10 protein-coding genes are annotated in these 12,882 nt (G+C 72.3%); 5 read left to right on the forward strand and 5 right to left on the reverse strand.

Annotated elements, in window-relative coordinates:
- Positions 1-19: 19 nt before the first annotated feature.
- From AB0M59_RS22400 to AB0M59_RS22415, 4 genes are all read left to right on the forward strand, one after another.
- Entirely contained in the window at positions 20-2,320 is a 2,301-nt protein-coding gene (locus AB0M59_RS22400) for a caspase family protein (RefSeq protein ID WP_364617824.1), read from the forward strand.
- Positions 2,321-2,363: 43 nt separating this feature from the next.
- Positions 2,364-3,266, forward strand: a complete 903-nt coding sequence (locus tag AB0M59_RS22405) for a S8 family peptidase (protein WP_364618096.1) — start codon at positions 2,364-2,366, stop codon at positions 3,264-3,266.
- A 133-nt stretch (positions 3,267-3,399) separates the two neighbouring features.
- A complete protein-coding gene (locus AB0M59_RS22410) occupies positions 3,400-6,777 on the forward strand; it encodes a pyruvate carboxylase (protein WP_364617826.1) in 3,378 nt (1,125 codons plus the stop codon).
- Positions 6,774-7,568, forward strand: coding sequence for an arginase family protein (locus AB0M59_RS22415; protein WP_364617828.1), 795 nt, complete (start codon positions 6,774-6,776; stop codon positions 7,566-7,568). Before AB0M59_RS22410 ends, AB0M59_RS22415 begins: the two co-directional genes overlap by 4 nt.
- Here the strand turns inward: AB0M59_RS22415 and AB0M59_RS22420 are convergent.
- Complete coding sequence (locus AB0M59_RS22420; protein ID WP_364617830.1) at positions 7,565-7,930, reverse strand: GntR family transcriptional regulator; 366 nt, start codon at positions 7,928-7,930, stop codon at positions 7,565-7,567. The genes AB0M59_RS22415 and AB0M59_RS22420 overlap by 4 nt on opposite strands.
- Positions 7,927-8,622 carry a hypothetical protein gene (locus tag AB0M59_RS22425; protein ID WP_364617832.1) on the reverse strand — a complete coding sequence of 232 codons (696 nt, stop codon included), beginning with the start codon at positions 8,620-8,622 and terminating at the stop codon, positions 7,927-7,929. The genes AB0M59_RS22420 and AB0M59_RS22425 overlap by 4 nt, the downstream gene beginning before the upstream one ends.
- Positions 8,623-8,915: 293 nt before the next feature.
- Here AB0M59_RS22425 and AB0M59_RS22430 point away from each other — a divergent pair, with 293 nt between their 5' ends.
- Complete coding sequence (locus tag AB0M59_RS22430; protein WP_364617834.1) at positions 8,916-10,196, forward strand: helix-turn-helix domain-containing protein; 1,281 nt, start codon at positions 8,916-8,918, stop codon at positions 10,194-10,196.
- A gap of 152 nt (positions 10,197-10,348) precedes the next feature.
- Here the strand turns inward: AB0M59_RS22430 and AB0M59_RS22435 are convergent, their stop codons facing one another.
- Genes AB0M59_RS22435 through AB0M59_RS22445 form a run of 3 tightly spaced genes read right to left on the reverse strand, consistent with a single transcriptional unit; the run spans position 10,349 to position 12,831 of the window.
- Complete coding sequence (locus tag AB0M59_RS22435; protein ID WP_364617836.1) at positions 10,349-10,921, reverse strand: DUF6801 domain-containing protein; 573 nt, start codon at positions 10,919-10,921, stop codon at positions 10,349-10,351.
- Positions 10,922-10,947: 26 nt separating this feature from the next.
- Positions 10,948-11,427, reverse strand: coding sequence for a hypothetical protein (locus AB0M59_RS22440; RefSeq protein ID WP_364617838.1), 480 nt, complete (start codon positions 11,425-11,427; stop codon positions 10,948-10,950).
- A gap of 9 nt (positions 11,428-11,436) precedes the next feature.
- On the reverse strand, positions 11,437-12,831 hold the full coding sequence (locus tag AB0M59_RS22445) for a DUF6801 domain-containing protein (protein WP_364617840.1): 1,395 nt from the start codon (positions 12,829-12,831) through the stop codon (positions 11,437-11,439).
- Positions 12,832-12,882: the final 51 nt, after the last annotated feature.

Here is a 12,882-nt window from a genome sequence, read left to right on the forward strand (position 1 = left end):
ATGGGCGTTTCCTACCGGTATGGCCGGGCGGAGGCGGGCGTTGATCGTCGCCAACGGCGAGTACGACAACGCGGGGTTGCAGCGGCTGGGCTCGCCCGCGGCGGACGCCGACGCCCTCGCCGGGGTGCTGTCCGACCGGGCGATCAGCGACTTCGAGGTCCGCGTGGTCCGCAACGAGACCGCGCACGTCGTGCAGGCGGAGATCGAGGACCTGTGCGCCGAGGGCCGGCCCGACGACGTCCTGCTGATGCACTTCTCCTGCCACGGCTTGAAGGACGACTCGGGCGGGCTGTACTTCGCGGCGCGCAACACCCGGCCCGACCGGCTCCGGTCCACGGCCGTGCCCGCGCAGTTCGTGCAGCAATGCCTCCGGCAGAGCCGCTCGCGCAGCGTCGTCCTGCTGCTGGACTGCTGCTACGGCGGAGCGTTCGGGCAGGGCGTGGCGGTGCGCGCGTCGGGCGACGCGAACGTCCTGGACAGCTTCCGCGGCGGCCGCGGCCGTGCGGTCATCACGGCGTCGAACTCCATCGAGTACGCCTTCGAAGGCGCGCGGCTGGCCGAGGGACAGCCCGCGCAGCCGTCGGTGTTCACGGCGGCGCTGGTGGAGGGGCTGCGCACGGGCGAGGCCGACCGCGACGAGGACGGCTGGATAGCGCTCGGCGAGCTGTACGAGTACCTGTTCGACCGCGTCCGCGAACGCAACCCGAAGCAGACCCCGAGCCGCGACATCGAGATGCAGGGCGAGCTGTACCTGGCGAAGAGCAGGCGCCGCCGGATCAAGCCGTCCCCGATCCCGGCCGACCTCGCGGGCGCGATCGCGGCGGAGAACCCGTTCACGCGGCTGGGCGCGGTGGCGGAGCTGCGACGTCGGCTGGCGAGCGACAACCTGCCGGTGGCGATGGGGGCGTTCGAGGCGCTGAAGTCCATGGTGGCCACGGACATCCAGCACGTCGCGGCGGCGGCGTCGGACGCGCTGGGCTTCGCGGTGGTGCGCGTGGATGTTCCGGAGGTGCGGCTGTCGGCTCCGGCGGGCTCGCGTGCGTCGGCGTCGCTGCGGGTGTCGGGTCCGCCGGTGGCGCGGGAGGTGCGGTTCGAGGCGTCGCACTCGTGGATCGAGGTCGCGCAGACGGCTTCGGGCGCGGAACTGTCGGTCACGGCCGGGGAATCGGGGACGCGGCTCGGGAAGGTCGTGGTGACGGGGCCGACCGGCGACGTCGTGGTGGCGGTGGAGATCGAGGCGGTCCCGGTCCCGCTCGCCGCGCCGGAGCCGGAGCCCGAGCCCGTCGCCGAGGAGCCGCCACCGGCCGGACCCGTCGAGCCCGAGCCGCTGGTGGCTGCCCCGCCCGAGCCGGAACCCGACCCAGTGCCGGAACCTGAGCCGGAACCTGAGCCGGAACCCGAGCCGGTAAAGCGCCCCAATGTGGCCTTCGGTGCGTCTGACGCACCGAAGGCGGCCTTGGGTGCGTCAGACGCAACCAAGGCCACCTTGGGGCGCTCCCCCGAACCCGTGGCGGCGGACCCGGTGGCCGGCACCGCCGGCGTCACAGCGATCGCCGGAGTGGTCTTCGCCGTGATCGGACTCGGCCTGAACTACCGCTACGACGAGTACACCCTCGGCCAGTACCGACCCGGCATGCCGTTCTACGTCGTCTTGGTCGCGGCTTGTGCGCTGCTCGGCGGAGTTCTGGTCCTGGCACCGCGGACGAGGCGGCGAACCGGTCCGGCCGTCTTGCTCGGCACCGGCTTCGCCGCGCTCTTCGGGCTGCTGCGGTTCGTCGGCGAAAGGATCACCCTCGGAGCGGACTCGTCGGACACCGAACTGAACGCGGGCTTCGTCTTCGAGCTGATCGCGCACGGCGCGGTGGTGGTGGCTGCCCTGCTGGCGCTCGCGGCGCTGCACCGCAGTCCGGGCCTCGCGTTCGGCGCCGGCTGGGTGCGGGGGTGGCAACCTTGGGTGGCGATCGCCCTCGCCGGGGTGGTCGCGGCCGGCTGGATCGTCCAGCTGTCCGAGCTGGACTACCTCGACCCGAGCGAAGCCGGCCGGGCCACGGCCTACTTCACGCTCGGCCCGCTCCTGGTCCTCGTGCTGGTGGTCACCGTGGCGGCGCTGCGCCCGCCGGCGGTCGCGTGTGCCGTGCTGGGCGCCGGGAGCGCGGGGCTGGCGGGAGTGCTGGGCCCGACGTATTCGAGTCTCCGGGACAACACTTCGCTGACCCTCGCCGGCGAAATCGTCGCGGGCTTGGGACTCGCCGGGCTCCTGGTGCTCACCGTCGTCTGGGCCGTCCGGCTGCGGAATCAGCCGATCGAGCGACAGTCCTGAGTTGTCCCCCGGTCGCCGCCGGGGTACCACGACGATCATGAGGATGCTTCCCGCGGCAGCGGCAGTGGCGATAGTGCTCACCGGCCAGACCACGGCGGTCGCCGCCGGTGGGGTGCAGCCCGATCCGCCCAGCTGGGGGCTCGACCGGATCGACCAGCGCGCCGGGCTCGACCACGCCTACCACTACGCGAGCGACGCCTCGGGCGTCACGATCTACGTGATCGACAGCGGCGTCGACGCGAAGCACCCCGACTTCGAGGGCCGCGTCGCGCCCGGGCGGGACTTCCTGAACGGCGGCTCCGACACCGCCGACGTCAACGGCCACGGCACGCGCCTCGCCGGGATCGCCGCGGGCAAGGCCTACGGCGTCGCGAAGGGCGCGCAGATCGTGCCGGTGCGGGTGCTCGACAAGGACGGCGGCGGCGCCACCGACCAGATCATCGCGGGCATCGACTGGGTCGCGCAGAACGCCCAGCAGCCCGCGGTCGCCGTCCTCGGCATCGGGGGCGTGCCGAACGACCAGCTCGACGCGGCGGTCAAGCGGCTGGCGGCGGTGGTCCCGATCGCGGTTCCGGCGGGCAGCGAGACGGCGGACGCGAGCGGGTTCTCGCCGGGCCGGGTGCCGGAGGCGCTGACCGTCGGCGCGACGGACGCCCAGGACCACCCGGACAAGGCGTCGAACTTCGGCCAGGACCTCGACCTGTACGCGCCGGGCGTCGACGTCCCGGGTCCGATCGCCGGCGGCACGGGCGCGGGCCCGGAGTCGGGTACGTCGATGGCGGCGGCCTTCGCGGCCGGCGTGGCGGCGCTGTACCGCGCCCAGCACCCGGAAGCGGGCCCCGAGCAGGTGGACCAAGCGCTTGTTCAGGCGGCGACGCCGGACGCGCTCAAGGGCGTTCCGGACGGCACGGCCAACCGTCTGCTTTACGCCCCGCCGGGATCCTGAGAAGCTGCCCAGACGCTCTCCCGGCGAACCTTCCGCGGCGCATGATGTCCATCACCTGGTACTGAACTCCCGCAGAGCGGGAAGAACCGGGTAACGTGCGTTGACTTACCGATCCAAATGGGAAGGACCGGGCATGTTCCGCAAGGTGCTGGTGGCCAACCGCGGGGAGATCGCGATCCGAGCGTTCCGCGCCGGCTACGAACTGGGCGCGGGGACGGTCGCCGTGTTTCCGCACGAGGACCGCAACTCGCTGCACCGGCTGAAGGCCGACGAGGCGTACGAGATCGGCGAGCCCGGTCATCCCGTGCGCGCCTACCTCTCGGTCGACGAGATCGTCGCCGCCGCGAAGAAGGCCGGGGCCGACGCCGTCTACCCCGGCTACGGCTTCCTCTCCGAGAACCCCGATCTCGCGCGCGCGTGCGAAGAAGCGGGCATCACCTTCGTCGGGCCGAGCGCCGACATCCTCGAGCTCACCGGCAACAAGGCGCGCGCGGTCAAGGCCGCGCGGGAGGCCGGCGTACCGGTGCTCGGGTCGTCCGAGCCCTCCAGCGACGTCGACGCGCTGGTCGCGGCCGCCGACGACCTGGGCTTCCCCGTCTTCGTGAAGGCCGTCGCCGGTGGTGGTGGGCGCGGCATGCGCCGCGTGGAAGACCCCGCCCAGCTGCGCGAGTCCATCGAGGCCGCCGCGCGCGAGGCCGAGTCCGCCTTCGGCGACCCGACCGTCTTCCTCGAGAAGGCCGTCGTCGAGCCGCGGCACATCGAGGTGCAGATCCTCGCGGACGGCGCGGGCAACATCATCCACCTCTACGAGCGCGACTGCTCGGTGCAGCGGCGCCACCAGAAGGTCGTCGAGCTGGCGCCCGCGCCGAACCTCGACCCCGAGCTGCGCGACCGCATCTGCGCCGACGCCGTCAAGTTCGCGAAGCAGATCGGCTACCGCAACGCCGGCACCGTCGAGTTCCTGCTCGACAAGCAGGGCAAGCACGTCTTCATCGAGATGAACCCGCGCATCCAGGTCGAGCACACGGTCACCGAAGAGGTCACCGACGTCGACCTCGTGCAGTCGCAGCTGCGGATCGCCTCCGGCGAGACCCTCGACGACCTCGGCCTGAGCCAGGACAAGATCTACCTGCGCGGCGCCGCGCTGCAGTGCCGCATCACCACCGAAGACCCGGCCAACGGCTTCCGGCCGGACACCGGGATGATCTCCGCCTACCGCTCGCCGGGCGGCTCGGGCATCCGGCTCGACGGCGGCACCGCCTTCTCCGGCACCGAGATCAGCGCCCACTTCGACTCGCTGCTGGTGAAGCTCACCTGCCGCGGCCGCGACTTCGAGACCGCCGTCGGCCGCGCGCGCCGCGCCGTCGCCGAGTTCCGGATCCGCGGTGTCTCGACCAACATCCCGTTCCTGCAGGCGGTTCTCGACGATCCGGACTTCCGCGCCGGGCGCGTGACGACGTCGTTCATCGAGCAGCGCCCGCAGCTGCTCACCGCACGGCAGTCCGCCGACCGCGGCACGCGGCTGCTGACCTACCTCGCCGACCAGACGGTCAACAAGCCGAACGGCGAACGTCCGAAGACGCCGGACGCGACGCTGAAGCTGCCGAAGCTCGCCAAAAACACTCAGCCGCCCACTGGGTCGAAGCAGAAGCTCATCGAGCTCGGCCCGGACGGGTTCGCGCAGTGGCTGCGGAAGTCGCCGCACATCGGCGTCACCGACACGACGTTCCGCGACGCGCACCAGTCGCTGCTCGCCACCCGCGTCCGCACGAAGGACCTCCTCGCGGTCGCGCCGGTCGTCGCGAACACGCTGCCGCAGCTGCTGTCACTGGAGTGCTGGGGCGGCGCGACCTACGACGTCGCGCTGCGGTTCCTCGCCGAGGACCCGTGGGAGCGGCTCGCCGCGCTGCGCGAGGCTGTGCCGAACATCTGCCTCCAGATGCTGCTGCGCGGGCGCAACACCGTCGGGTACACGCCGTACCCGACCGAGGTGACGCACTCCTTCGTCCAGGAGGCGACGAAGACCGGCATCGACATCTTCCGGATCTTCGACGCCCTCAACGACGTCGAGCAGATGCGCCCGGCCATCGAGGCCGTGCGCGAGACCGGCTCCGCCGTCGCCGAGGTGGCGCTCTGCTACACCTCGGACCTGTCGGACCCGGGCGAGAAGCTCTACACGCTCGACTACTACCTCAAGCTGGCCGAGCAGATCGTCGGCGCCGGCGCGCACGTCCTGGCGATCAAGGACATGGCCGGGCTGCTGCGCGCGCCCGCGGCGACCAAGCTGGTCACCGCGCTGCGCAAGGAGTTCGACCTGCCGGTGCACATCCACACCCACGACACCGCGGGCGGCCAGCTGGCCACCTACCTCGCGGCGATCAACGCGGGCGCGGACGCCGTCGACGGCGCGGTGTCGTCGATGGCGGGCACGACGTCGCAGCCGTCGCTGTCGTCGATCGTGGCGGCCACCGACCACTCCGACCGCACGACCGGGCTGGACCTGGACGCGATCGGCGAGCTGGAGCCGTACTGGGAGAGCGTGCGCAAGATCTACGCGCCGTTCGAGGCCGGGCTGGCGTCGCCGACCGGGCGCGTCTACCACCACGAGATCCCCGGCGGGCAGCTGTCGAACCTGCGCACGCAGGCCATCGCGCTGGGCCTGGGTGACCGGTTCGAGGACATCGAGGCGATGTACGCCGCGGCGGACAAGATCCTCGGCCATCTGGTGAAGGTGACGCCGTCGTCGAAGGTCGTCGGCGACCTCGCGCTGCACCTGGTCGGCGCGGGCGTCTCGCCGGCGGACTTCGAGGCGGAGCCGAACAAGTTCGACATCCCCGACTCGGTGATCGGCTTCCTGCGCGGCGAGCTGGGCGACCCGCCGGGCGGCTGGCCGGAGCCGTTCCGCACCAAGGCCCTTGAAGGCCGCGCGGCGGCGAAGCCCGTGGCGGAACTGTCCGAAGAGGACCGTGCGGCGCTGGCGTCGGAGCCGCGCCGGACCCTGAACCGGCTGCTGTTCCCGGCGCCCACCAAGGAGTTCGAGGCGCACCGCGAGGCCTACGGCGACACGTCCGTGCTGCCCAGCAAGGACTTCTTCTACGGGCTGCGGCCGGGGGAGGAGTACGCGGTAGACCTCGAGCCGGGCGTGCGGCTGCTCATCGAGCTGGAGGCGATCGGCGAGGCCGACGAGCGCGGCGTGCGCACGGTGATGTCGACGCTCAACGGCCAGCTGCGGCCGATCCAGATCCGCGACCGCTCGATCGCCTCGGACATCCCGGCGACCGAGAAGGCGGAGAAGGGCAACCCGAAGCAGGTCGCGGCACCGTTCGCCGGCGTGGTGACGCTGCAGGTGTCCGAGGGCGACACGGTCGAGGCCGGCGCCACGGTCGCGACGATCGAGGCCATGAAGATGGAGGCGTCGATCACCGCGTCCGCCGGGGGCAAGGTCGGCCGGCTGGCGATCAACTCCGTCCAGCAGGTCGAGGGCGGCGATCTCCTGCTCGTCCTGGAATGAGCTTCCTGATCAACGCGGTCCCGCAGCGCCAAGGCGCGGTGGGACCGCGTTCGGCGCAGCTGCCGGACGGCTGCCTCGCGCTCGCGGAGCTGGCCGGGCACGTGCTCGGCCGGCCCGTGCACCACGTCCGGCAGACGCACTCGGTGTCCGAAGTGGACCGCGGGGTGTCCTCCCGCGCGGTGCTGACGGGCCCGAACCGCGCGGCGCAGCTGGCGGCGCTGGAGGCCCCGGGCGGCCCGGTCCTGACGATCGGCGGCGACTGCGGGGTCGAGCTGGTGCCGATCGGGGTGGCCCGCTTCCGGTACGGCCCGGGCCTGGGCGTCGCGTGGTTCGACGCGCACGCCGACCTGAACACGGCCGAGTCGTCACCGTCGGGCGCGTTCCACGGGATGGTGCTGAGGTCGCTGTTCGGCGAGGGCGACCCGGAGTTCGCGGCGGACCCGGCTTTGACACCCGGGAACGTCGTTCTCGCGGGGACGCGCGTGTTCGACCCGGAAGAGCGGGCGGCGGTTGCGCGGGGCCTGGCGGTCACGTCCGTGGATGCCCTGGCGGGCATGGAGAAGCTGTACGTGCACGTGGATCTGGACGTGCTCGATCCGGCGGAGTTCGCGGGGCTCGACTACCCGGAGCCGGACGGGTGGACGATCGAGCGGCTGGTCTCGTCGCTGGACGCGCTGGCGGCCTACGACGTCGTGGGCGCGGGGATCACCGAGTGCGTGGGGACGTCCCGCCAGGTCGAGGTGCTGGAACCGGTCCTCGCCGCGATCGGCCGGCTGCTCACCTCCGCCTAGCTGACTTCGTAGGCGGCGCGGACCGCGGTCACCGCCGCTTCGACGTCCGCGCCGAGGTCGCGCGCCCGCGTCGTGTACTCGATCGCCGCGGTGAGGAGCAGTGCCGTCGGGTCCGGGCGGCCGGCGGGGATCGTCACCACCGTTCCGCGGGCTCGGGCCGTGGCCACCCAGCCCCCGGCCTCCAGCTCCCGGTACGCGCGGGCCACCGTTCCGGACGCCAGTCCCAAGTCCCGGGCCAGCTGGCGGATCGGCGGCAGGCGCGTCCCGTCCGGGAGCGCCCCCGCCGTCACCGCGCGGACGACCTGGTCGTGCACCTGCCGCCAGGGCGCCAGGCCGTTTTCGGTGTCGACGACGATCTTCACGCCGCGGCCGGCTGCCGTTTCACCGGGGCGGTCACCGCCAGGAACGCGGCCAGCCCGGCGACGACCGCCAGCAGCGACCCGAGGTTCCCGCCCGGCCAGCCGATCGCGGCGCAGGCAGCGATTCCCAGCCCGATCGCGACGCGCCCGCTGCGGCGGCGCAGGGCCAGGTCGGCCCGCAGCTCGCTGGCCGTCGGGCGGCGCACCGCCAGCGCCGTGATCACCCAGCAGACCACCGTGGTGCCCACGGCCGCCGCCAGCAGCGTCCACTGGGCGGTCCAGACCAGGCGTACGAGCGCGCCCGCCGAGGCCAGGCCGCTCAGCACGAGCGCCCAGATCGGGACGACATCGGTCAGTGTCCGCGGAGCCAGGACGGCTTCGCGGCGCGGGGTACGGGACGGCCGCTGGGCCAGCAGTTCGGCGATCAGGCCGCCGACCAGCAGCGTCGTGATGATCGTGCCGGGCCCGGTGTCGCCGAGCACGGGCGGGATCGCCAGGTAGAGCCACGGGTACCAGAGCCGGCGCCGCTTGAGGTACCGGACGGCGAGCGCCACCTCGGCGGCGTCCGGATCCGGCACGCCCCAGCGTTCGAGCAAGCGCTTCCCGTGTTTTTCGCCCGGCCAGAGCGCGATCAGGATCGTCAGGCCGATCAACCCGGTGAAGAACGCGACGGCGAGCACGTTGTCCCACGGCATGTCCGGACCTCCTCGCTTGTATCAACCACACGATACAAGCAGCCGGCCCGGCGTGCGCGGTGGTTCCGGGTTCGCCCGTTCGTACGTACAATCGTGAGCAGTCGGCGGGGTCGTTGTCAGCGTTCCGCAGCCCGTCCTCGTGAACTTGTCACGAAGATGACAAGAAATCGGTTTCCCTTCGAAGGTGTGACACGTTCCGGACTACTTTTTCGATGTGTCCGGTGTCACCCCGCATCAGGTGGGGTGCTCGGCCACGCGTCGGCGGGGTCCCGGGGCGGAGCGAAGGAGCTGCGATGTCGGTGGAGCGCGGATTCGATCACGCTGCGCCGCCGCCCGCCGCACTGCCCCGCAAGCTCGCCGACATCCTGCGTCCCGAGCTGGCCAGCCTCGCGGCCGAGATCGTCGACGAGATCCGCGCGACCATCCCGGCCTACGCCCGCCCGCTCGACGGGCCCTACGGCAAGTCGATCCGGGCCGGCGTCGAGTACGCGATCACGTTGTTCGTCGCCCAGATCGCCGACCCGACGGTGTCGAAGGACCAGTCCCACGAAGTGCACCACCGGTTGGGGCAGAACGAAATGCGCGAGGGCCGCAGCCTCGACACGCTGCAGTCGGCTTACCGGGTCGGCGCGCGCGTGTCGTGGCGGCGGATCATGCGCGTCGGACGGAGAAGCGGGCTCTCGTCGGCGGTGATGTCCCAGCTGGCCGACGCGATGCTGGCGTTCATGGACGAGCTCGCCTCCGTCGCGCTCGACGGCTACCTGGAGGCGAAGGCGCGCACGGCGGGAGCGCTCGACACCTGGCGCCGCAAGCTGCTGCACCTGATCCTCGAGACGCCGCCCGCGTCCCCCAAGGCGATCGCCGAGCTGGCCCAGCTGATCGGCTGGCCGGTGCCCACCGACGCGACGCCGGTGGCGGTCTGCCCGGCCGACGGCGTCGCCCCGGCCCGCCGCCACGCCGGGCTGGACGCGGACATCCTCGCCGAGCTCGACACGCCCGACCCGAAGCTGGTGGTCCCCGGCGAGCTCGGCGGCGCCCGGCTGGCGACGCTGCAGGTGGCCCTGCCGGACTGCCGGCTCTCGATCGGCCCGTGCGTCCCGCTCGCTTCGGTGGCGGATTCCCTGCGCTGGGCCCGGAACGCGCTGCACCTGGCCGAGCGCGGCGTGCTGATGCCGCGCCCGGTGCTGCGCGCGGAGGAGCACCTCGCGACGCTGCTGGTCAACTCCGACACGGGCCTGGTGGGCACGCTGCGGCACCGTCTGTTCGCGCCGCTGGCGGACATGACGGGCAAGCAGCAGGAGCGGCTCCTGGAGACGCTGCGGGCGTGGCTCGACAGCCAAGGCAACGTGGTGGAGATCGCGGAGCGGCTGGGCGTGCACCCCCAGACGGTCCGCTACCGCATGCGCCAGTTGCAGGCGACGTTCGGCGAGAAGCTCCGCGACCCGGCGGCGCGCTTCGAGATGGAGCTGGCCCTGCGCGCGGGCGCGGCGCCGTTGCCGTTGCGGTACCCGGTGAGCGAGCTGCTGCCGTCCCAGCGCGCCGGGGTCACTCGTCCACAGTGGACGTCCAACTAGGAGCTGCCCGGCGGTGCCGGACATCACGCCGGCGAGTTCGAACGTCTTGAATGAGTCATTCAGGTCTTCGGAGGTCCTGAATGACTCATTCAAGACGTTGGGTCCGGGCTACCGAGCCGGGCCCGCGGGTGGTCGGAAGGCCTCGCGCGGGTTCACCCGATCGACAGATCCGGGGTGAAGGCGTTGTCTTGGCCCGCCACCTGCGCGCAGGCGAGGCTCGGGCCCGAAGGAGCGCCGTCCGGGCGGTGCAGCGAAAGGGCCATCCCCAGCCGGCCCGCGTGGAACGTGATGGGGCCCGACGCGCCTGCCTGGTGCGTCTGTTTGCCGTTGTGGAAGTCGATGACCACCGGGTCGGGCCCCCACGTGGCCGGCACGTTCGGCGCCGCGGTGGTCGACGAGCGAGGCGCGTTCGCCGCCTCGACGAACGCCACGGTGAAGCCGCCGAGGACACCGTCGTTGCCCGCGTCGGTGAAGAACGCGCGGGCGGCCGGGGACAGCGTGACGCTGCCGGAGACGCCCGAGAGCACGAAGGTGGCACCCGGGGCGACGGTGTCCGGACCGGTGAACTGCTGCACCAGCGTGACCGGAAGGACCGGGCTCCCCGGGAACGTGCAGGTGTAGCCGATCGGGCCGGAGTGGTAGGTCGTGGCCGCGTGCGCCGGCGCGGCGAGCAGCGCCGTGGTCGTGAGAGCCAGCGCGGCGGCCGGCACGAGACGGGTGTACACGGTTCCTCCCCGGGAACGGTCGCGGTTCAGGTGATCGGGACGTCCGGTTGGAACGCCCGGTTCTGCGCCGGGTTGGTGACCCGCAGCGTGCAGTTCAGCGACCAGAGCGCCCACGTGCCGGCGGGCCCCTTGCGGACCTCGAGGCTCTCGGTGAAGCTCACGCCCAGCGTGAAGCCGACCGAACCCGGCCCGCCCGCGGTGAACGTCTGGGGCGCACCGGTCACCGGCAGCGTCGTCGCGCCCGTGCCGAGGGGCGTCTCGGGGAAGCCGCCGCTGATCACGCCGGCCGACGGCGTCGCGTTCGAGACCGCGAACGGCACGCTGAACGAGCCGCGGACCGCGTTGTAGCCGGCCGCGCGCAGCAGCGCGGTGAGACCGACCGGGAAGACGTGCTGCGCCGACGGGGAAACCGTGAAGGGCTGCCCGGGGTGCGGGTCCGCGTTCGCCGTGCCCGCCGCCAGGCCGGTGACGAGCAGCGCCGCCACGACGGCAGATCCGATCTTCATGCTTCCCCCTCAGTTCGAGTGCTTGACCGCCTTCTTCGCCGCCGCTTCCGGCGGGGGTCCGTCGGACCCCGGCGGGCACTGGGTGTGGTCGGGTTCGGTGCACACGATCAGGTTGTAGGTGTCGACGAAGGCCTGGTTGCCCGGGCCGGAGCTCATCCCGGTCAGCAACGGGGTCAGGTCCTGGCCGCCGGCGGCGCAGCCGCGGAAGGCGGGCAGGCTGAAGCCCTTCTCCGGGTCGGTCCGGATGTGGCCGACGCCGAACGCCTCGTACGGGCCGTTCAGGGAAAGCGTCACCTTGTCGCTCGTCACGCAGTCCGGTCCGAGATCGAGCGGGACCCCGTTGACCTTCGCGTTGCTCAGCCGGGCCATCACCTGCAGCGTCGTGTCCAGGTAGGTGTTCTGGTCGTCGTGCGTGGTGATCTTGCCGGCGAACTCGATGACCTTGCTGTTCCGGTAGTCGACGGGCAGGAACTCGACGGTCGCGGTCACCGGCACGAACCCGAAGCCCAGGAACGACGCGGTCGCCGGCGCGAACGTGGTCGACCCGGTGACCCGGGAGTCGTTGGTGATCAGGTTGAGGATGAACAGCCCGTTGAACAGGAACGCGGGATCGGCGGTGACGGTCGCGCCGAGCTTCTTGACCGTCGACTTCGTCAAGATCGTGACGAGGCTCAGGGGCACCGCGAACTCGTCTTCGGTCGGGGGATCGCCCGGGCCGGGCTCGTCGGCGGCCGCGGCCTGCTGCTTCTGCTTCGTGCCCGGCGTCACCTTCGGCAGCACCAGCACCTTGCCCAGCGTCGTCTGCTGCTCGGGGTCCAGCGCGCACGCGATCGGCTTCGCGGCCGGATCCGCGGGCGGTGGCACGGGGGCGAGCGCGAGCGACGGCGCGGTGACGTCGAAGGTGACGGCACCGACGGTGTTCAGCGCGATGTCGGGCACGGTGCCGGTGGCCGTCAGGGTGACGTCCCCGGTCTCCGGCAGCGCGGTCGCCGGCACGGTGAGGGTGACCGGGACCTTGTCCGCGCGGTCGTCCTGGTGCACGTCGAGGTCGAGCGTCAGTTCACCCGCCAGCGAGCCGGCGGTGGCACCGGCCGGGAGGTACGACGACGCGACGTCGCGGGGGAGCGTGAGCTTCGTGGAAAACCCGCCGAGGGCCAGCGAAGTCCCCGTTCTCGCCTGGGCGGGGAGCGTGGCCGACGTTTCGACGGTGAGCGCGCGGGCGCCGAGCGGGTCGGCGAAGGGGCACGTCACCGAAACCGACGCCGTGGCCTTCGTGTCCGGCGGGACGGCGGGCGCGGGGGCGGCCGAGCCGACCCCGGTCAGCGCGCCGTTCACCGCGGAGAGCAGGCCGACGGCCGCGAGCGCGGAAACGGCGAGGGTGCGGGGCCGGGCTCGACGTGGCATCAGGTTCCCTGGGTGCGTGCGGAAGCGGACGGAACGTCCCGGTGCGGGCCA

The sequence above is a fragment of the Amycolatopsis sp. NPDC051371 genome (genome assembly GCF_040682155.1).
Classification (GTDB): Bacteria; Actinomycetota; Actinomycetes; order Mycobacteriales; family Pseudonocardiaceae; genus Amycolatopsis.